Genomic DNA, 21,940 nt, shown 5'->3' on the forward strand with positions numbered 1-21,940 from the left:
CTTAAAACCCCTCACCATCTGAATATCCATCGTATTGAAACCATTGGTTGCCACCATTGTTCTTCGCAATATACATAGCCGCATCCGCTTGCTGAAGAATCGAATCAATTGTTGAGGTAGATTGGATTGTGGCGACCCCGATACTTACTGTAAGACGGATGGTTTCACCGTTTGAAGCGTTTATTCCCTGGGAAATAACGTCGTTTATCTCATTTAAGCCAACAGGTCCATCCTCTTGAACCACAACGAATTCATCAGCTGAAAATCGATATACCTGACCTCCAAACGTTTCCACGAACCCGCTCAATCGTTGTGCGATTTCAATCAACAATTCATCTCCGATTAGGTAACCATATTGATCATTAATCCGTTTGAAGTCGTCTATATCGATCAACAACAATGTGACTGTTCGTGAACGCTGAATCTGTCTATATAGATCAGTCATGAGTGTATATCGATTACAGAGTTTTGTTAGTTGATCCTGTGTCGCAATCCGAATCATTTCGCGTTGTTTCCGCTCTTTCCGAATTCCGTTCTCTAACCATCTTGCAAGCAATCGAATCGTGTCTGCCAACTCTTGAAGCAATTCTTCGTCAAGTTGATCGTTTAAATTCCCTTGTTCCGCCAATAAGACAATCCATCCGAACACTTGATGTTTATGTGTCAAAGGAAAGCTGACAATCGTTGTGAACTCGATTCCATCTACAATCAGTTCTCCTTCTTGAAGAGTTTGTGAACCGACCGTCGTTAGTTGATGGAGGGTGCGCAGTTCTTCTTCCTCCCACATCAGACGAGACACCCCGTTCTCGACCAAGAGACGATGTGAGGATTCACTTGAGAAAATCACCGCATGCGAGTAACCGACCCATTCCAATAAGATTTCTTGAACTCGTGCCAACTGGTCTTGAAACGGCATACGAAGTGCCGTCGCTTCATACAATGCCTCTACGACTTGTTGGCGTTTGATTTGTCGCCGTGACATTTCTGTATGTTCAATCTCTGCCATGACCCAGTGTGTGAACGACTCGAGCGCATGTAGATTCTCTTCAGTGAATGTTCTCGCCTGAGCATCTACCACACAAAGAGTGCCGATGACGTGACCTTGTTTCGTCCGGAGCGGCACCCCGGCATAGAACCCGACTTGATCGAGCCACGGACTGTCACTCTCAAATGCTTCAGCTGCCACATCTTCAATCACAATCGGACGTTCCGACGTGACGACTCGCGTACATAGCGTCCACTCCCGCTTAAGATGAGAAGATTCAAGTTCGATCCCGACACACGATTTGAACCATTGCTGGTCCGTCGTCATGATGGAGATGAAGGCAATCGGCATCTGAAACGTTTGTGCGACCAAACGAGAAATCCGATCAAACCGTTCTTCTTGTGGCGTGTTTAAAATCTCCAATCGTAAGATGGCCTTTATTCGCTTTATCTCGCGTTCATCAAGTGAAGGATGAAGTAACTGCGACGGCTGTTCAATTTTCGATAAGACTGCCTGGTGAGAATGCAAGATTTCGAGTGCCTCATCTAGGTTTTCGAGCGCCATCGGGCGGCTAAAGAAATAACCTTGAATTTCATCACAGCCGAGCTGACGTAAAATACGATACTGTTCTTCCGTTTCAACGCCCTCTGCTGTCACTTCGAGTTCTAACTTTTTAGCGAGTGACACAATCAGTTTGACGATTTCGTATTCTTTCATCCCATTCTCTTGATCGAGTTGTGCAACGAATGATCGGTCAATCTTGATGCCATCGATTTCAAATAGCTTCAAGTAATTTAAAGAAGAATAACTCACCCCAAAATCATCAATCACCAATCGGAATCCTTGCTGCTTCAACGATTCAACCGTTTTGATGGCAGCGACCGGTTCATGCATGAGTGTGTGCTCCGTCACTTCGAATTCAAACTGCTCCGGCTTCAGGTCATATGACGAAATGATGGTCACCAATTCATTCATGTGATGCTCATGAAACAAATTTGGTGACACATTCACGGCGACACGACGACCTTCGAATTGCTCTGCATGTGCAGATACGTCCTGACAGACTCGATTCATGACGAACTGTGTCACGTCTTCAATAAGCAGTGACTGTTCCGCCACACGAATGAACGTTTCAGGAGAGACGAACCCAAGCACCGGACTATTCCAACGAATGAGCGCCTCGAAATGAATCGACCCATTCATCGACACTTTCGGTTGATACACCATATATAGTTCATCTTGTTTGATTGCTTTCACAAGCTCCGTCTCAATCATAATCTCATCAATATAACGCTGAACATACTCATCATGTTCATATAGATGAATCGTTTGGTTACCGTTCTGACGTGCCTCTAATAAAGCCGTTGAGGCGTTCATGATGACGCGATCGGCGTCAGCAACTCCCGAACTGATGCCGATACAACTTGATAAAGGAAATTCTGCATCGGCCACTTTGTAAGAATGACTCGCGATGACATCAAGTAAATGTTCCGCATACATATAGGCCGTCTTCATCGGGACGTGGGGCAAGACCGCGATAAAATCTTCCCCATCGACCCGACCGATAATGGAACCTTGCGGGAGTGTATTCGCCAATTGACGCGTGATGTCTTTAATCAATTCATTCGAGCGCTCCACCCCTTGGAGCGACATCATCATCTTGAAACGATTAATATGTAGGCGCATCACACTTGTTTCTTCCGTGCCCTGTTGTTCAAACAGTTGATCGAGATCCAATTTGACTTTCATCAAATTCGGCATCCCCGTCAAATAGTCCATATGTTCGATACTACGTAACAACTTGATTTCCGCTTCTTCTGACAAATCCGTCGTCAAACTGAGCACATAGCGCACGACACCCGATTCATCTTCGATTGGCACAAGCATAGAGGAAGCGAATCGGGCCGTATTGGATTCGACATTCATTTTTGACATGAAATAGACCGGTTCCCCCGTCTCGACGACCGCATCATAATGTCCAATCAATTCATTCGCCACTTCTGAGCGATACATCTCATGTAAATACTGACCTTCCACATCATTCGGAAGCGAGGAAGCGACTTTCCCCTGATCGCTCACATGAACATAACGATAGCCTTCATCCGTCACTGCCATTAGAAATACCATTCGATACAAGCGTGTGAACAGCTCGAATAGATAATATGGGTCGCCTTTCATCCGTTGCATCGTATACCTCCACCTGTTCCTTTTTCTTATAGTGTAGTTGGTTTCGCTCCGACTAGGGAGAAAACCTTTGAAAAAATGGGAAAACGTTTTTCATTCATACAAAAACACCTCCTCAATCTGAGAAGGTGTTCGTCGAATCAAAGCAACTCGTTCGCTAACAGGCGATAGACGTTCAAGCGATCTTCTTGCTTATGCTGAATGCTACAAATCATCGCTTCGTCAAAACCATAGCGCTCCGACTCGTCTCGCAGTTGTTCTGCGATTTGTTTCGGTGTTCCCACGAGGTGAATCGCTCGGTTGTTAGCAATATGGATTTTATCGACCTCCGTGAGCGGATAGTCGTGGGCCGCTTTCGGACTCAACAGCTGTCTCAACTGTCCGCGCATCAAGAAGAGACGTGACAAATCAGACGGTCGAGCCAAATATTCCGCTTCTTCTTCCGTCTCTGCCGTCGTGACCAAATACGTGACGCTGATGTCCGGTTTCTCCATAAAGTCAGACGGGGTGAAGTGGTGGCGATACGTATCAAGCGTGTCGGCACTCAATTGACCATTGAAAAACTGTGCGAAGGAATAGCCGAGTCCCATCCGACCGGCTTGCACGGCACTGTTCCCGCTCGACCCAAGTAACCACACTTCCGGAAGCGTGACGCCCGTCGGTGCTGCCGGCGTATTTTTATACCATCGCTCTTCCGGTGCTTCATCTTTGATTAATTGAAGCGTCGTATCGAGCTTTTCGTATAGACCGTCCATCATCGGCTTCTGCCCTTGTGACATCGCATAAATGGCGTTCGCGTCTCCGCCTGGTGCGCGTCCGACACCGAAGTCGATGCGTCCTGGTGCTAGGGCGCTGAGCGTCTTGAACACTTCCGCCATCTTCAATGGCGAATAGTGCATCATCATGATGCCGCCGGACCCGAGACGAATCTTGTTCGTCTTAGCTGCCAGATAGGCCGTGATGACTTCCGGAGCCGAGCTCGCGAACGACATGCCGCCATGGTGCTCCGCCATCCACATCCGGTAATATCCCAACTCCTCTGCGACTTGTGCGAGCTCGACCGCGCTGTTCAGCGCATGCTCGCCTGTATGACCCGACGTGACCGGCGCCTGGTCTAACACACTCAATCTCATGATGCATTCTCCTATCTCTATAATGAAGTTTCTAAATATCTTGAATTTGTTGGACTCGCCGTCATCATACTAAATGCTTCAAGGGAATACGAATGTTTTGCCTAGTGTCTGCTTTATATTTTTCAGAAAATTTACGCATTCGGTTGATAGCACCTGGTCATATTTTTTATACTAAGAAAGAAATACGTTTTAAGAATAGCTGGATGTGTAATGGGGATACATAGACAGTACAAACACTTCGGGGAAATGGGGAATACATCATGAATGGTTCATCAACACCAGACGGAAAGAAACCTTCTTTTTCGAGTCGAGACTTTTTTAAGTTCTTGATTCCATCGCTCATCGGCATCATGTTTTTCATCGTACCAATCTCATCAGAAGAAGGCTTTACGATTCCGGTCGCTTTCTTATCCAATCTATTGATTGAGTGGATTGGCGAATTCGTCCCGACACTCGCTGTCATCATGATGGGGATTTCGATTGTCGGATCTTTATTGTTGTTTACGGCACGTCCTGCTTTTATGGTGGAACGACCGTCCATCAACGCACTCTTTAGCGTGACACCGTTTTGGTTCGTCATGCGCATCATCGGTTTTGTCGCCGGTGTGATGACGCTACTCACACTCGGACCAGAAATGATCACGTCAGAATTCACAGGAGGTTTGCTCCTCTTTGATTTGATTCCAATCTTGTTTGCGACATTCTTTTTTGCAGGTATGTTGTTACCGCTCCTCTTGAACTTTGGGCTTCTCGAGTTCGTCGGGACGTTCTTGATGAAAATCATGCGCCCACTCTTCCGATTGCCAGGGCGCGCCTCGCTCGACTCGCTCGCTTCATGGGTCGGGGATGCGACGATTGGGATTCTACTGACGACCAAACAGTATGAGGAAGGTTATTACACGAAACGGGAAGCATCGATCATTGCGACGACCTTCTCCGTCGTCTCGATCACGTTCACTATTGTCGTCTTACAATATGTCGAACTCGATCAATATTTCTTGCCATACTACGGAGCGATCGTCTTATCTGGCTTGGTCGCAGCGCTCATCATGCCACGGATTTATCCACTATCTAAAAAAGCAGATACGGCTTATGAGAAGACCGAGCTTAAACCGGAAGAAGAGGTGCCGTCAGACGTTTCACTCGGGAAGTGGGCGTTGATACAAGCGCTACAAAAGTCACGTTCGAGTAAAAGTTTTCTAGAGACACTCAAAGACGGCTTCAAAAACGTCCTCGATATGTGGATCGGTGTTCTCCCTGTCGTCATGGCGGTCGGGACAATCGCGGTCGTCATCGCAGAATATACGCCGTTCTTTACCATTATCGGAAAGCCGTTCGAACCAATCCTGATGCTCCTGCAAGTACCTGAGGCATCGGAGGCCGCTCAGACGATGGTCGTCGGTTTTGCCGATATGTTCTTACCGGCCGTCCTCGGAAGCGGCATCGAGAGCGAGTTGACGCGTTTCGTCATCGCCACACTGTCTGTCACTCAGCTTATCTATATGTCTGAAGTCGGGGGCTTACTGCTCGGTTCAAAACTACCGATCTCATTCCTCGACCTTGTCTTAATCTTCTTGTTACGGACGTTCATCACGCTTCCGATCATCGTCGGAATCGCACATCTTGTCTTTTAACGAAAACGACGCCCTTTCTCTTTTATGAGATGGGGCGTCCTTTGTATACTAAAAGAAAAAGGAGTGAGACCTAGATGGAGCACCCATTTGCAGGACAACTCGAGGTCGCGAACAACGGCTATGCCGGAATCATCGACCCGGAGCTTTATGTGAACGATCGGTATCACGGACGCTGGACATTAAAGCGCTCCGTGCAGATAGAAGGCGTGCCCGTCTTGCTCCAACGCCAGTTTGAGAACGGAAAGAACAATTGTACGCTGACGTCCATTACCGCCATTTTCCGCTTTTATCGAGACCATGGGTATACGAATATCCCTGATGATGTGACACAAATTCAAGAAGATGTGCGCGAGATTGCCTTCATGCACCATTTTAAAGACGAGAAAGGGACACCTCCGACTCAAATCGCCACCATCATTACGAAGCTATGGAAGCGATACGGTTATGACGGTCGAGGTAGTTCCCGCTATCTATGGAAATGGTCGACGTTTGAGCGTGAGCTGAAAGCGGGTCGCCCGTTTGTGTTGAATATGGCGAACGGCTTTTATAAAAATCATTCCGTCACGGGAATCGGTTATTTACAGTTTGAAAAACGAGGTTTTCCGGACGTCATCTTGTTGGCCGTGCTCGACAACCGTTCAAAAGACGTGCGCTATATCGACTTCAATGAATTCAATTTCTGGGGAAGTATCACACGCGTCCATCCACCAGCCACTCGTCCATAATCGTTTCAAGCGCTTGTCCGATTCGTAACAGATGCTCGCGTTTGGCATATGACCCGTAGTGTAGCCCGTTTGAATCCCGACCATTCCCGAGCCCGACGAACACTTCAGACGGCTTCATATGAAGTCCAATCATCGGGATGCCCGATTCATGGCGTCCGATTTCATAGGTGATGGCAGGATAGGCTGATAGCCTCCCCGTAGTCGAGAAACCTGTGAAAGCACGACAATTCTCTCGCCCGAGCACAATCAACCGTGTCGGTTTGATATATGTAATTGTGCGCTCTAATAACTCGATCGAGATCGGATGCTCCATCCAGTCGCGCCCGGCCTTCATCTTCCCCATTTGTTCATACGTCGCAAGTTTAAAAAAATCGACGTGGATGACAGAGGCCGGATTGTCATAAAACGTTCGCCCCATCCCGTTCAACAGCGCCTCAAGTTTGGCGCCACCCGGTTTCCCGAACCAACTCGTCGTCGCGCGACCCGATTCGAAATAGGACGATGCTCGTTCTATCGTTTCTTGCAGCGCCTCTTCATTTCCGAGGTAATCTTCAAACGAGAGCGCGTTCTGCCAATAGAACTTTTGGGCTTTCCCCGTTCTCGGTGTCCCGTCTCGATGTAAAAACTCGCCGCGTGACGGGTTCGTCCCAATAGTCAGCCATTGATTCGCATGAGGACGACCGTACCAAAGGACAGGTGATGCCTCTGGAATCAGTTCTTGACCAAACGATGTCTCACATAACACTGCTTGAAATCGAATCGCGTCTTGTAACAGTCGCAGTGCCTCCATGTCATCCCTCCTCTCCCGTTCGTTTCCCGCTTTCGAGAGTTTATAAAATGCGTTATAGTGAGAGGACGAAGCCAAACAAAGGACGTGTACACATGCGCATCAATAAATTTATCAGTGAATCAGGCAAGGCGTCCCGCCGCCAAGCCGACCGTCTCGTCGAAGAGGGACGCGTCACCATCAACGGGAAAAAAGCAAAAATCGGCGACCAAGTAAAACCGGGGGATGAAGTCCTCGTCAACGGTTCGGTCGCACGTGTCGCACGAAATAACGTGTATATCGCCGTCCATAAACCGGTCGGGATCACGAGTACAACAGAGAAAAAAGTAAAAGGGAATTTGGTCGACATGGTCAACCACCCGCTCCGCATCTTCAACATTGGTCGTCTCGATAAGGACTCAGAAGGTCTCATCCTCATGACGAACGATGGCGATATCGTCAACGAAATCCTTCGCGCAGAAGGCGAGCACGAGAAAGAATACATCGTCTCAGTCGATAAGCCAATCACACCCGAATTCGTCGAACAGATGGAAGCCGGCGTCAAAATCCTCGGACAGAAGACACTACCGTGTAAAGTCCGTCCGCTCTCGAAATTCGACTTCAACATCACCCTCACGCAAGGACTCAACCGTCAGATCCGTCGGATGTGTGAGGCGCTCGGCTACGAAGTATTCCGCCTCCAACGCGTGCGTGTCATGAACATCACGCTCGGGAAACTCCCGCCTGGACAATGGCGCGACCTTTCGAAAAAAGAGCGTGAGCAGTTGTTCCGCGAATTGAATTACGAACCGAAAGAATGGTATTAAAACAAGCCTAGACGCGCGTCTAGGCTTGTTTTTCATTCTGGTCGTAATGATGCGACATGATCGGTCTCACGGCGAATGAAACGTTTGAGTTGAGCGCTCAAGTCATCGAGCTGGCCCATTATCGTCCTTATTCTACATTTCATATGAATGTGGTCAAATGAGTCAAACTGCCATTCATCATGAATGAAAATATCGACTTGGATGGTCCCGATGCGGTCAATCAACGTGAAGGTTAGATTGACTTGCAAATCATCCGAATCCTCTTCTTCATCGAGCAGTCTCCGTGTGATTGGTTCTTTGCCCCACGCTTGATTGAATTGATCGATCTTTTGATGAAGATCCTCAAGACTCGCATCATCTAAATAAATCAACTGATTACTGGTGCAGGCAGAAGACCGAAGTTGAAGCTGAACTTGATAAAACAGCTCCGTTTCATCCATCCATACTCGTTCCATCTCAAACTGAATCATGACTTCATCTCTTTTTCTTAATATAACACGAGGTGTCATCACATCAGGATGCTCTCTCGATTATTTCGCCGTCACGCCACCGTCTACCGGAAGTTCGATCCCGCTAATATGACTCGCTTCGTCTGACGCGAGGAAGAGGACGGCTGCCGCCACCTCATCCGCTTGTCCGAGATTCGGCAAAGCGATTTGATTCAAGAAGTGCTGCTTATAGTCCGGATGTTCCATATGCGGCGCACTCATCGGTGTCACAATATACCCCGGATGCACCGAGTTGACCCGAATATTTTGCTTCCCGTAATCGACGGCCGCTGCTTTTGTGAGAGAACGGACAGCACCTTTTGAGGCCGTGTATGCCCCGGCACCTGCCATACCTGTCAGTGCTGAGATGGAGGAGATGTTGACGATTGATCCTCCACCATTCTCTGTCATGAGCGGAATCGCATACTGCGTCCCTAACATGACCCCATCGATGTTGATGCGATACGTGCGCGCCCAGTCCTCTTCTGTCTGTTCCAAGAACGGTTTCGCGAGTGCGATTCCGGCATTATTGATGAGGATATCCAATTTTCCACACGTCGCTTCCACTTCTGCAAACACGTCTTCCCAGCTTGAACGTGAGGTCACGTCATGCTTCACCGCGATGGCTTCCCCACCTTGTGCACGAATCGACTCGACTACGCTTTGTACCCCTTGTTCATTGATATCGGTTGCGACGACCGTCGCTCCTTCTTTGGCGAATAGACGTGCCGTCGACTCTCCCATACCGCTTCCTGCCCCTGTGATGACCGCTACTTTCCCCTCTAAACGCATTGTCCCAGCTCCATTCTGTAAATTATGATAGTCTAACTATCATAATAATAATAATTGGATGTGACATTAATCTCAACGAAACTGCTCGAAGACGATATACTTATGACAGACAATGAGGTGATGGAATTGAGTAAACGACAACAAAACAAAGAAGAACGAATCCAGCTGATTATCCAAGAGGCCGAACGCTTATTTTTAGAGAATGGCTTTGAGAAAGTTCAAATGCAGGACATTGCGGATGCGGCAAGGATTGGGGTAGCGACACTGTTTCGCTATTTTCCGAAGAAAGACCAATTGATCGTCGCAGCGGCCGTCAAAAATCTACAGCCGACACTCGAGCGATTTGAACAGTTTGTGAATGAGGAAGGCAACGCCTATGAACGGCTCGAGATCATCTTGAACCACTTTTTCGAGATGCAGTTGGAGCGGACGGACCACGCCCGTTTTCGTGAGGCGTTCGAGAGCTATGCATCGTTCGTCGCCACACCCCTTCCTGGCATCGAGACATACATTGACGTACAACGACGAATCATGCAGACGCTTGAACCGTTGATCGAAGACGGAAAGCGTGATGGCTCGTTCAGACCAGATATCGATGTGAAAGTGACAATTGTTACGATCATCAATGCATTCGGGACGTTCGGCAACAATATCATGTTGAAGTCGCACATCAGTTATTTAGAGGACGATATCGAACCGGCTGTGCAAATCAACGCGTTGAAAGAGAGGTTGCTCGCATCCATTCGGGCATAAGAAAACCCCTTCCTTGTGAAGGGGTTTATTCGTGCAGTTCTAACGGTAGTCCATCGGGGTCGAAGAAGAAAGTCATCTTCTCTCCTGTAAAATCATCACGACGAATCGGTTCTGTCGCAATCCCACGTTCATTCAATTCGGCAACGACGGACTCGATGTCGTGGACTTTAAACGCCAAGTGTCGAAGACCGCGCGCCTCTGGGAAATTTGGACGCTCGGGACTATTCGGTTTGATGAACAGCTCGAGCTCATATGTACCAAGACGTAAGTCGATTTTGTGATCCTGTTTCTCCGGGCGGTGGTGTTCTCGAATCACTTCGAATCCGAGTGCCTCGACATAAAACTGCTTGGCTTTATCGTAATCCGACGCAATGATTGCGACGTGGTGAATCGTATGTAAGTTCATCATTCTACCCCCGTATACAAAAAATGAGCACCTCTCACTAGAGGTGCTCTCGAAAGTCTACCGCGACGGACCACGCTCCACAACGTGCTCCTCAAGGAAATGTCCGCCGTCTTACATAGACCAGCTCATCGCATGTACTCAACTATATTCGAAACCTACGTCCTCGTCAATCTTTTCTTCGAATCCGGTTGACATCTTCCTAATTTTTAGGATAATCAATAGTGTTAGCACTCTTTATACGAGAGTGCCAAAATACAGACGAAAAAGGGAGAACGATCATGACAAAGAAACAGTTTCAAACGGAATCGAAACGAATTTTAGAGTTGATGGTCCACTCAATTTATACACATAAGGACATCTTCTTGCGCGAGCTCATCTCGAACGCAAGTGACGCGATCGATAAGATGTATTATCGCGCCCTCTCCGACGAGAGCATCGAGTTCAACAAAGACGATTACTTCGTCAAAATCGAACTCGATAAAGAGGCACGGACGATTACGATTCGCGACACGGGCATCGGGATGACAGAAGAAGAACTTGAAACGAATCTCGGAATTATTGCAAAGAGCGGTTCACTCGCCATGAAACAGGCAACGAAGATGGAAGAAGACCATAGCCTCATTGGTCAATTTGGGGTCGGATTCTATTCCGCGTTCATGGTCGCTGACCGTGTGACGGTACGGACTCGCTCGATTGACAGTGATCAAGGATACGTATGGGAGTCAGAGGGCACAGACGGCTATTCAATCGAACCGACAGACAAGGCGGACATCGGTACAGAAATCACGCTCCACTTGAAAGCAGACACAGAAGATGACGCGTACTCGTCATTCCTTGAAGAATACGAGATCCGCTCGCTCATCAAGAAACATTCGGACTTTATCCGTTACCCAATCAAACTCGATGTGACGAAACATCGTCAAAAAGAGGACTCAGAAGAGTATGAGGATTACAAGGAAGAAGAGACCGTCAACAGCATGGTGCCGATTTGGCGGAAGCGTAAGAGCGAGTTGACAGACGAAGATTACAAAGCATTCTATCACGAGAAGCGCTACGGTTTTGATGAGCCGCTCAAGCATCTTCACTTGAACGTCGACGGGACGATTCGTTATCAATCGATCCTCTACATCCCGTCAACGGTTCCGTTCGACTATTACACGAAAGAATTTGAGAAAGGGCTCGAGCTCTACTCGAACGGCGTGTTGATCATGGAGAAGTCACCAGACCTCTTGCCGGACTATTTCGGTTTCGTCAAAGGGATGGTCGACTCTGAAGACCTCTCCCTCAACATTTCCCGTGAAATGTTGCAGCAAGACCGTCAGCTTCGCGTAATCGCGAAGAACGTGAAGTCCAAAATCAAAGGGATGCTCGAGAAGATGCTCCAAAACGAGCGCGAGGACTACGAGAAGTTCTATGAGTCGTTCGGTCGCCAATTGAAGTTCGGCGTGTACGACCAGTTCGGCGCAGCCAAAGACGAATTAAAAGACTTGATTCTGTTCCATTCTTCTCATGAGAAGAAACTCATCTCGCTCAAAGAGTACGTCGAGCGGATGAAAGAAGATCAGAAGTATATCTACTATGCGACAGGCGAATCGATTCATCGCATCGACCTCTTGCCACAAGCAGAGCGCTTGAAAGAGGAAGGATATGAAATCCTCTACTTCACAGAAGAAATCGACGAGTTCGCCATCAAGATGCTCCAGTCGTATGACGATAAAGAGTTCAAATCGATTGCGAGCGGCGATCTTGGTCTCGATGACGCGGAAGCGAAATCACTAAACGAAGACAACCAAGACTTATTCGCCTTCATGAAAGAAGAGCTCGGAGACCGCGTCAAAGAAGTGCGTGCCTCAACACGACTAAAATCACATCCAGTCTGCTTGACGGTCGCGGGTGACGTCTCAATCGAGATGGAGAAGATTTTGAACGCGATGCCAAACGGCGGCGGCATGAAAGCAGAGAAAGTGCTCGAAGTGAACGCCGACCACGCCATCTTCCAGACGCTCCAACGTGTGTATAAGGAAGATGAAGCAAAAGCGAAACAATATACAGACCTCTTGTATCAACAAGCCCTCCTCATTGAAGGGTTACCGATTGAAGATCCGGTAGCGTATTCGAATGCAGTGTGTGCGTTGATGGCGGAGTGACGGCGAAGGCAGAGGGAATTTAAACACCCTCTGCCTTTCAATCACTTTTTTATCATTAAGCATCTGGGGAGAAATCAATTCTGTCCCAATGCCCTTTTATGCATTCCATAGCGGGTAACTCTCGACACTTTTTTATCTTTTTGTATTCGTAGGGAAGGAGATTTGTAAATACCCAATGATTCCCACCCTCTGCCTCGAAATATTTTCTATTCAACCGAATTCTATATTGTTGATCTAGAGTAAAAACCCCTACTTCAAAATCCGCATCATGTAGTTTACACAGCGATAGACCGTTTCTAACATCTTTTCTTGTTTGAACATTATCACTCCAACGTACAATATGTGCTCCTACTAGGTGTCTCTCCTCATTGAATCGACAATCAGGGAAACAACACTCAAAATTAAAATTCTCTTTTACCTGTCGCGAAAATTTTTGCTGTCCAACCCTTGCCTTTATTTCTCGAATCGATTCACTATTTGATTCATTGTTTTCAGACTCAACTTCTGAATCATATGTGAAATTTGACTCTTTTATTTGTGAAAGCTTATTATTTTCAAACAAAATATTAAATAATTCATTATCTACTTTTGAAAAATAAGCACCTTGTACAGTTCTAAGATCATTTTGGTTCTGACAGTAGAAGATAGCTTTTTTATCTCCTTTGTCTTTATGATTATTATTTTCGTAATAAGTAATTAGTGAATCTTCATTTATCTCAAAAATTTTTTTCAAAGATATTTTACTATTAAATTCTTGATAATTTTCCAAAGGTACTGTGTAAAATGTATCGCAGTAATCGTATTTAGGGTGAGGAGCAGGTGTGTTTACAACATTACATTTACTCACAGCCACAGAATGACCTATGAATTTCATTTTATTTTTATTTTTCGAAATACCTTTAACGAGATGGAGTATTACATCACCCTTCTCTACTTCAAGCAAAGATTCCCAATATGCTGATTTTGTTGTTGCTACACTATTTTTATACGCTGGACTCCATAGCTTTTTTGAAAATTTGAAACCCTCTCTTATACGTTGTTCTTTACTGAGATCTCTCATTTCAATCCACACCATATAAGTCACCTCAAATTTAAGATTAAATTGCAAAACCTAAGTTGAATTATCATATTTTAGAAATATCGAGTTCACAGAGAATAGACACGAATCTCTAGACCTCTCGGATAACTTTCTCCGGTTTTTTTTATAATTTCAGCTTTAAGATTTATCCGCTTGTCCATTATAGGTGCTAACTCGCTTGCAATTTCTCTTGGAATCCATCCCAAACTTCGATTTTTACTATCATATACATTGATTGCATTTTTATCGTAAGGATTACGAGGCTCTCTTTTCAATCTTATATTTTCATTTATCTTTGTTTCAGCTATTAATTTCTGTCTACCTTCAAAAGTAACACCAGCTAACCTTATGATTCTATTAACTCTTTTCTTATGAACTTTCAAAGTTGTCGTTTGAGGCTCCTTTTTATCATGAAGAACGGGAAATATATTAGTGTACTTTTCATCTTGGTTAGTCCGCGTCATATTATCGCTCAAACTCTTTGTTTTTACTGTCTTTGCTTGATTCAACCTTTTTTTCTCTTTTCTATTTACAATAAAGAGTAATAACAGGACTGTAATTACAATAAACTCCAACATTTTTCCCACCTCATTGGAAAATGTGTTTTCCACAAGTATCGTTAATATGAAACGTGGTTGTAAGTTCCGATTTCAAATTCATCTATAAAACGACTCATCTTGTTACCATATCCAGTAATGAACAATCTAGTCTTCGCTCGCGTCATCGATACGTATAAAAGTCTTCTTTCCACCTGGATAGCGTCCTCAATTTCCTCTTCCACTTCTGCTCTTTTAAGACTTGGTAAATTTTTATCTGTGAAACGTGGAATAATTACTACATCAAACTCAAGTCCTTTTGCGGAATGCATCGTTACGAACTTCACTCCAGGTGTTAAGCAACTTCCATTTTCTTTTTCAATATGCTCATGAGGAATATTATAAGGCATCATTCCCTTAAGTTTCTTGAGGTGCATTTTATGTCGGCATAAAACACCGATAGTGATATCTTTATCTGATGACTTATTCCACAGCTCTCGAACTAGCCTCAGAATACCCTCATATTCTTCTTCGTGCTTGCTATACTGATGAATTTCCGGTAAAAACCCACTACTCTTTTTAGGTACGATCAGTTCTTCACGGGTCTCTTCACTGTTTTTTGAAGAGTTACTATTCAAATCTTTGTTGTAAAGCGGGCGTGCCATTGTGACGATTTCCTGGCATGATCGATGCATCTCTTCTAAATGTTTTGTCCGTCCACCGACAATGTTAATTCCGACACTTTTCCAAGTGAAATCTGTCTTATAAATGCGTTGACCAATATCCGCAGAAACGATTAGACTCTTCGGATTCAACTCTCTCAAGACAATAAGCTGAACTTGTGTTAAGTCTTGCGCTTCATCAATCATCACGTACTCATAGGATTCTTTTGTTTTAACGATATTAAGATTTTGATGAATTTGAATGCCATACTCATCGAAAGGAATAATAGATGCCATTGCTAAATTTTTATCGAACTGTTCCATAAAAGTGTATACTTCTTTTCGGTCGGATTGCTGAAGGCTAACCAACCTTCCGCTCCGTCGTATGTTCAAATACTCTTCCTCAGATACGATACCTTTCCCTTTAATCCATTCAATCTCGTCTTTTAAGAATGATTTGAATTTGTCATCACTGTAAAAACGATGACTTTTCGTTTTCTGATTCTCATAACAATTATCAAAAATCTTATCCACTTGATAAGAAGAGGAAGAATATTTCCCTTTAATCTGTCTCAAGTATTTGGAGGCCCAAGAATGAAAGGTTCGCACTTCTAAATTACCTTGATTATATCCTCTGTCGGCTAAATATTTCTGGGCAAAGGCTGCCAACGTCTTGTTATATGTAATCAACAAAATTTTAGCATTTGGATTTGATTGTAAAATTTTTTCAATCTTCATTAAGAGAACAGTTGTCTTCCCACTACCTGGTGCTCCCTTGATTAACACGTGCTCTGCTTGAAAATTGATTGCATCGTTTTGCTGCTTTGTAACGGTGATTTTAACCATGTGATCACTCCATTTTAAAAAAAGTCGTCTTCAAAAAAAGTCTTTCGTCTTTGTTCCTCTAGTTCTTGTTCTTGCTTTTTCAAAACACTTAAATCGGTAATTTCCTGCCGAATTCCTTGCGGCTCCCTTTTCACGAGAGGTGTCATCCATGCTACTATGAACTCTTGGCTCAAGGTTTCGAACTTTTCTCGACTCCTATTTTTCATCATCAATCGCGTAATGCCCCTCTCGACATATCTCTAGAAACTCACAAAAGCGACAATGGTTTCCAGGATTGGCCAGACTAACGATAGATTGCTCTGGCTTATTGTAAAACAACCTAAAATCTTTTAAAGAACCGTTATAACTTACATTGCCTATTTCATAACGAGGATTTTGATATCGATTTGATTTCTGCTTAACTTCTTCCAAAATCAATTTCCGGTATGCTCCGCTTAGCTGTGGGAACAAATGCGAAAGGTACATCTCAGTTTTACCCCAATCTTTAAAAACGTGGTAAATACTTTTAAGCATTTTTTTATATAATAGCTGCTGATGAAATCGGGACGAATAAGTTCCAAAATCATTCAGGATATAAGCAAATGTAGCGCGTTGCGGACATTGGTTATTCTCATCTTGTAACAGTCGATGTTCAAAATCTGGAACGACGATATCGTCAGTACACGTCGATAGATTAAATTCTTCATCTGTTAGTTTTGGGAGTTCTTTGCGGAACCCAGCAACTTTGAAATAGTGAGCCATCTCTAGTTCGTAGCCCGTTTCTAAGTTCCTCACGTACGAAACCCTTACGTCATCTGCGCCAATCAACAACGTATATAACAAATATCTGGTTACGGCGCCGGATAGATTCTTCAACTCTTTGAAAAGGTGTAGCTCTGACCTTGAGAAGCTTAATGTATCAATTGTTTTACTTGAAAGTGGCCAAATTTTATATTTGGTGCTCATCGGTAATGCATCCGCATCAATGAAACCGAGGTGAATATTTCGCTTTTGCTTGAACGCCATTCCATCTGCTACAAAGAGCGCCCCAACCCTGTCTATCATCTCGTCCTCATCATCATAGCTTTGGAGTCCCGACTGCAAGTAAAAGCGTAGACCATCCATGATATCTAATAATGAGAATTTTAAAGTCTCGTCTTTCAATTCCTCAAGCTTCATCATTAAGTCTTTTAACAGAATCACTTCTTCTTGCTGACGCTTCTCTTCAGCCGAGATGCTGACATAGGTTTTGAGTTTTTCAAGATGTTCTCCAATTTTCAAATCAGTTTCTACTTCGAAGAGTTCATGAACCATTCGACCAATCATGAGTAGACCCTGTTGTATAACCTTCATATCTTCAATGCTTACTTTGAAATAAGAAAGTTGCTCAAGAGGCCTGCCATGGAGACGATGGACTCGTCCTGCTGGTAATGGCCGGAGTGATTCCCATCTCATCTTCTCTTCTATTAAGAAATTTATCTTTTCAAGCCACTCTTCTATCGTCAAAAATCGAGCATCTCGTCCATCAAGAAATCCTTCGCCAAGATAAAAATAAGGGAGGAGTTGATCTAACTGTTTTGTGTACTTAGACATGTTAATTTTAGAACCATCTATTCCATCGACATAAAGATGCCCACTATTAAATAATCTCTGTAATACATCTGGTCTTAATATTTTTTCGATAACTGAAGAATTACGATGCGGTGTCTTCTGTTCTGTGTACAAGTTGTGCAGTTCGAATAGGAAACGACCAATTGGATAATCGATTAAGGAGGGCGATTTTTTATCAATTAACCCCGCATAATACAACTGTTCTCTTACTTCCCCGCTTCGACAAGAAATGAAGTGTTCATACTTGTGATCCTTTTCACGCTCTCGAATATCTCGTTCCTTTGAGAGGAACTCTAACATATTTGAATATACGGTCACTTTTCCTAATTCATTTTTTGTGAACGAATGAAAACGACGACCCTCGATTCCCGCTAACAGCTGGACTGAGTACGGATGTTGTACAGCTGGTTCGTTGAACGAGGCCGACCACGGCACCTTGCCTTTCCATAAGAATCGTTCTACCGTTTCGTAAGTGTGAGGAAGAAGTTCATCATAATAATTCACAAATATCAATTCAAATTGTTGCTCTAAGTGCTTGAAGAAATACTCCTGTAGTGGGGTAATGAAGTAAAAACCATGTAAGACTATCTTTCCTTTACTCAATGACGCCTCAACCCTGTTGTTAATCTGATTTTCTTCACCAATATTAAATTGATGAAGATTATTCTTGGTTTTCGCATTCTGTCGCAAGAACTCTTTTATGAGCTGAGAGAAATACTCTGAATTTGATTGTAGTTGTTCTTCCCATGCAATCGGTCGAATATCATCATGCATTTCACTCATAATGTCATGCAGCAATGACTCTTCACCATTTTTATCGACGAGAGTTGAAAACAGATTGTCTAACCGCAACTCTTTTAATAATCGGATAGTATAAATCAGTTCTTTTCTATTTTTTTCGAATGACAGAATATGTTTCCTCATTCGAACGTCAGCTTGCGACGAAGACTCCCATCTATTTCTAAGAATTTGTGAAATCTCTAAGTATTGACGCATTTGATTCTTTTGACTACTCCACGCCTTGCCTTGCACCTCTTCTAACAATGGATTGATTGTTAGAAGAGGTGCTTTTAACCATTGATATATTTTTAGATTTTCATTAATTGATTCGTGAAGCGTAGGTGTCGCCGTGATATGGAGAACATCGTTATAATGTTTTTGAAACTTCGAGTCCTTCCATGTCAAGTCACTCGGCACCCGGTAAGTCAGTACCTGTCTATTCATTTGACGTTTCCTTTCGTACAGCCATTCGTATCAATTTTCCCCACGTATCTTTATCCCATGTTCCTTTAGGTGTGTGAGGCCGAGCCGCATTGATCCATAGTCGTTGCTCGGCTCGTGTCATCGCAACATAGAGTAATCTTGTTTCTTCGTTTAACGTCTCGGTGATATCCTCAGCTTTTATCGTTTGGAAAGATGATGTGGTCACAACTTCATCATTTTCCTTAAAGTGAAAAGCCAACACTTTTTCTTGACCACTCAATCCTTTTGAAGTGAGAAGGACTTTATGTCGATAGCCCTGTATTAAACTTGAATTGGTAAACGGAATGAACACAGAGTGAAATTCCAGTCCTTTTGCTTTGTGGACGGTCATCACTCGAACAACCCTATCTCCTTTGATATCTTTTGCGTCGATATCGGCCTCATCTTCATCTCGATTGGTCGCTAATTGAATTTTCAACCAGTCATATAAAGCAACCGGATCATTGACCTCGCTCTTCAAACGTTTGATTGCAATATCTAACACTTTATACAAATTTCTTTCGTACTGGATGAGTTCGTGTGGCTGGTACCCTTGTGATCCCATGATTCGTTTATATGGGAGCTCCATCACGATGTTTTGAAGCACTTTGTAAAAAGGTTTGATCCGCACATCCTCTCTCGCCTTCCGCATCCACTTCCATCTTTCGCCATCTAGAATCCGATCCATCTCTACAGTCAGTCGTGCAACATCCCCTTCATGCTGAATCAGGTGATTAACATTTAAAGTGTCTTCAACGAAAGATGATTGATTAAGAGCAAAAAAGCTCTCCGGACATCCCTCATTTTTTAAAACGCGAATCAAGAGAAGGAGGTCTTTTGCCGCCGACGATTTGAATAATCCGCCGCCTACAGTAACCTCGTATGTTAAATCATCTCGACCGTTCTTCCTTATATTTTTTAACAACTCCTTTATATCTTGGGCCTCTTTATTCTTTCTTACTAAAATACCGAGTACCGATTGTTTTTTATCGCCTGATGGCAACGTGTCGTACATATCGAGAATGATGTCTTCGAGTTTAGGGTTTTTAGTTGTCGAGATTTTTAAAACCTCTTCTGTATTGACTTCCGAAGATAGATAAGAAATCAGTCTACCCGTATCAATACCATTCTTCATTTCATTAGGTAAACGATTGTTCTGCTTCCATACCTTAAACAGCCCTTCCATTTCTTCTAATAACGATTTCGAACTCCGATAGTTAATCGTCAAATCATAAGAGAGAAAGTCATTCTTTAGTCGTTTTAAACTCTCAAAGGCTGTATGGCTCGCCCCACGAAAACGATAAATTGCTTGCTTTATATCTCCTACTACGAACAACCTAGCTTGCAGTAAATTTGACAAAGCCACGAGTAATTCGATTTGAGGGTCATCCGTATCCTGAAACTCGTCAACAAAGATGTAATCGATTGCAGGCTCTATCGTCAGTTGTCGGTTAGCTTTGACGACGGTCAACAAATCACGTTTTATATCCGACAACATGAGTGAATTGTCTCTCAATTTTTCTTCCTTGATTCGACTCGCCATGCGCTCAATCACGTACTGAGTCGCTTGCTGATACTTCTTGTCTCTCGGGCTGTCTTCTGCGGGATCCCAGTTAAGAGAATCGCTGTCCCCACTCAGACCTTTTTTATCTAACTCACTCTGTACATGCATGAAAAATTTAATCATTTTATACTCTTCAACATCTGAAAAATAAGAAACCTCTTCCTCTTCAATCTCTTCTGTAAGGTACCTTGCAAATTCTTCTCGAATGATTGTTTCTGTTCGATATTTGTACGATGCGACACCGACAGTATTTCCCCATCCCTCGACTGCGCCTAATTGTTCAAACAAATACTTGGAGAAAGCGTCTATCGTCATGATTCTCATCTCATTGACTTGCTCCATCCAATCTAGATATTTAGTCAGGTTTGTATTCTGATAATAGAATTCGAGACGTTCCTTAATTTTTTTTCGCATATGCGCCGCAGACTCTCGGGTGAACGTAATCATCACGATAGAATCTAGTCTGACGTCACTTGTATGGATCAAATACATGATTCGCGAAATCATAGTTGTCGTCTTCCCACTACCGGCGCCAGCATTCACTAAAATATCAGAAGTTGAGGGTGCATGTTCAACGCGATACTGTCCCCAGTTGAATCGGGGACTCAATTGATTGTTTTCTATGTAACGTTCATGTTTCGAAGATATTCGGCCATTTTTAATCAAAAGTGTCTCATCAATTTCCTCAAAAAGCTCGTGCACTGTAACATTTTTTTGGCTTTCTATAATACTTACATTTTTTGTGATAATATCAACCTTAGTACCTTGTAGTGCCCATTTCTTTAACTCGTCCATTCGACTCCTCGAGAGCTCATTTTCAATCAATAAGATTGAATAAGGAATCTTTTGATTAGTGCTGAAAGCCTCTTCTACTGGATGAGGTGGCAATGATATAAATTGTTTTGGAACTGCGGAAGAATCGATTTTATCCGGAGAGTCTTCCATAAAAACCTCAACGATATGTTCGACATCGGCACGACTATAAAGTTCATATGTTGTATTTCTATTTTTAGTTTTTCTCAATTGTGGTCTAGCAAATTTTCCGCTCAATGGAAAGTAATATTCTTTTATACCCGATTGAATAGATCTCGTTTTGAGGGCATTCGCCATTTTTGATGCTTTTTCATCTTCAGTTCCAGCAAACAACTGAATCCCCATAAAAACATTGCCTTTTTTTATTATGACATCGAGCTTCATCTGAAGATCTGCCTCTTCGTGGCTAATCACTTCATCAAAGTACCCGGATTCCTTCAGTAGAAGGGCGAAATGAAAATCTCGAACCAATCCTAGGTATGCTGTGTGCGCTTCACTTCGAACATGATGCTTAATCAGCTCCAACTGATTGACATTAGATAAGACAGATTCAGCAAAATACTCTGTATATTCTTCCACAGAAGGTAATCGGTCTAATAACAAAACTTGTTTTCTTAATTTTGACAAAAAGCTAGGAAGTCCAAATTTTGTAGCGGGATGTGTTCCTACTGGAATAGTGTCCGGTTTGTAATGATTTTTGGAATAGGTATTATCTAAGCATTCCTCTATATACTTCGAGGATTTTAGAATGGTAAGTACTGAACGCTCT

16 protein-coding genes are annotated in these 21,940 nt (G+C 43.7%); 5 read left to right on the forward strand and 11 right to left on the reverse strand.

Annotated features, from left to right (window positions below):
• Position 1: 1 nt before the first annotated feature.
• Together AC5LIL_RS14210 and AC5LIL_RS14215 are read right to left on the reverse strand one after the other, a co-directional pair.
• A complete protein-coding gene (locus AC5LIL_RS14210; protein ID WP_499824450.1) occupies positions 2-3,172 on the reverse strand; it encodes an EAL domain-containing protein in 3,171 nt (1,056 codons plus the stop codon).
• Positions 3,173-3,309: 137 nt separating this feature from the next.
• Positions 3,310-4,302, reverse strand: a complete 993-nt coding sequence (locus AC5LIL_RS14215) for an LLM class flavin-dependent oxidoreductase (RefSeq protein ID WP_499824451.1) — start codon at positions 4,300-4,302, stop codon at positions 3,310-3,312.
• Between the two features lie 260 nt (positions 4,303-4,562).
• On the opposite strand from AC5LIL_RS14215, the gene AC5LIL_RS14220 reads away from it, so the two are divergent.
• The gene (locus AC5LIL_RS14220; protein WP_214785491.1) at positions 4,563-5,936 is read left to right on the forward strand and encodes a YjiH family protein; all 1,374 of its coding nucleotides are present in this window, start codon (positions 4,563-4,565) and stop codon (positions 5,934-5,936) included.
• A gap of 74 nt (positions 5,937-6,010) precedes the next feature.
• Entirely contained in the window at positions 6,011-6,661 is a 651-nt protein-coding gene (locus AC5LIL_RS14225; RefSeq protein ID WP_214785490.1) for a C39 family peptidase, read from the forward strand.
• Here the strand turns inward: AC5LIL_RS14225 and AC5LIL_RS14230 are convergent.
• Positions 6,627-7,451 (reverse strand): hypothetical protein, encoded by an 825-nt coding sequence (locus AC5LIL_RS14230; RefSeq protein ID WP_499824452.1) that lies wholly within the window; start codon positions 7,449-7,451, stop codon positions 6,627-6,629. The two genes, AC5LIL_RS14225 and AC5LIL_RS14230, sit on opposite strands and share 35 nt — an antisense overlap.
• 92 nt (positions 7,452-7,543) lie before the next feature.
• Between AC5LIL_RS14230 and rluF the strand changes: the two genes are divergently transcribed.
• On the forward strand, positions 7,544-8,254 hold the full coding sequence (gene rluF / locus AC5LIL_RS14235; protein WP_015880301.1) for a 23S rRNA pseudouridine(2604) synthase RluF: 711 nt from the start codon (positions 7,544-7,546) through the stop codon (positions 8,252-8,254).
• A 32-nt stretch (positions 8,255-8,286) separates the two neighbouring features.
• On the opposite strand, the gene AC5LIL_RS14240 is transcribed toward rluF, so the two are convergent.
• Positions 8,287-8,724 carry a hypothetical protein gene (locus AC5LIL_RS14240; RefSeq protein ID WP_499824453.1) on the reverse strand — a complete coding sequence of 146 codons (438 nt, stop codon included), beginning with the start codon at positions 8,722-8,724 and terminating at the stop codon, positions 8,287-8,289.
• A 60-nt stretch (positions 8,725-8,784) separates the two neighbouring features.
• Positions 8,785-9,534 (reverse strand): SDR family NAD(P)-dependent oxidoreductase, encoded by a 750-nt coding sequence (locus AC5LIL_RS14245; RefSeq protein WP_499824454.1) that lies wholly within the window; start codon positions 9,532-9,534, stop codon positions 8,785-8,787.
• A gap of 120 nt (positions 9,535-9,654) precedes the next feature.
• Between AC5LIL_RS14245 and AC5LIL_RS14250 the strand changes: the two genes are divergently transcribed.
• The gene (locus tag AC5LIL_RS14250) at positions 9,655-10,287 is read left to right on the forward strand and encodes a TetR/AcrR family transcriptional regulator (protein ID WP_499825370.1); all 633 of its coding nucleotides are present in this window, start codon (positions 9,655-9,657) and stop codon (positions 10,285-10,287) included.
• A 25-nt stretch (positions 10,288-10,312) separates the two neighbouring features.
• Here AC5LIL_RS14250 and gloA2 read toward each other — a convergent pair whose 3' ends face one another.
• Positions 10,313-10,693 carry an SMU1112c/YaeR family gloxylase I-like metalloprotein gene (gene gloA2 / locus AC5LIL_RS14255; protein ID WP_214785483.1) on the reverse strand — a complete coding sequence of 127 codons (381 nt, stop codon included), beginning with the start codon at positions 10,691-10,693 and terminating at the stop codon, positions 10,313-10,315.
• Between the two features lie 278 nt (positions 10,694-10,971).
• Here gloA2 and htpG point away from each other — a divergent pair, with 278 nt between their 5' ends.
• Positions 10,972-12,840 (forward strand): molecular chaperone HtpG, encoded by a 1,869-nt coding sequence (gene htpG / locus AC5LIL_RS14260; protein WP_499824455.1) that lies wholly within the window; start codon positions 10,972-10,974, stop codon positions 12,838-12,840.
• Between the two features lie 55 nt (positions 12,841-12,895).
• On the opposite strand, the gene AC5LIL_RS14265 is transcribed toward htpG, so the two are convergent.
• From AC5LIL_RS14265 to AC5LIL_RS14285, 5 genes are all read right to left on the reverse strand, one after another.
• Positions 12,896-13,915, reverse strand: a complete 1,020-nt coding sequence (locus AC5LIL_RS14265) for an HNH endonuclease (RefSeq protein ID WP_499824456.1) — start codon at positions 13,913-13,915, stop codon at positions 12,896-12,898.
• Positions 13,916-13,986: 71 nt separating this feature from the next.
• Entirely contained in the window at positions 13,987-14,493 is a 507-nt protein-coding gene (locus tag AC5LIL_RS14270) for an HIRAN domain-containing protein (protein WP_499824457.1), read from the reverse strand.
• A 44-nt stretch (positions 14,494-14,537) separates the two neighbouring features.
• Complete coding sequence (locus AC5LIL_RS14275; protein ID WP_499824458.1) at positions 14,538-15,962, reverse strand: 3'-5' exonuclease; 1,425 nt, start codon at positions 15,960-15,962, stop codon at positions 14,538-14,540.
• Between the two features lie 195 nt (positions 15,963-16,157).
• Positions 16,158-18,776 (reverse strand): PD-(D/E)XK nuclease family protein, encoded by a 2,619-nt coding sequence (locus AC5LIL_RS14280; RefSeq protein WP_499824459.1) that lies wholly within the window; start codon positions 18,774-18,776, stop codon positions 16,158-16,160.
• Positions 18,769-21,774, reverse strand: coding sequence for a UvrD-helicase domain-containing protein (locus AC5LIL_RS14285; protein ID WP_499824460.1), 3,006 nt, complete (start codon positions 21,772-21,774; stop codon positions 18,769-18,771). Before AC5LIL_RS14285 ends, AC5LIL_RS14280 begins: the two co-directional genes overlap by 8 nt.
• Between the last annotated feature and the right edge of the window lie 166 nt (positions 21,775-21,940).

The organism is Exiguobacterium sp. RM11 (assembly GCF_059821525.1).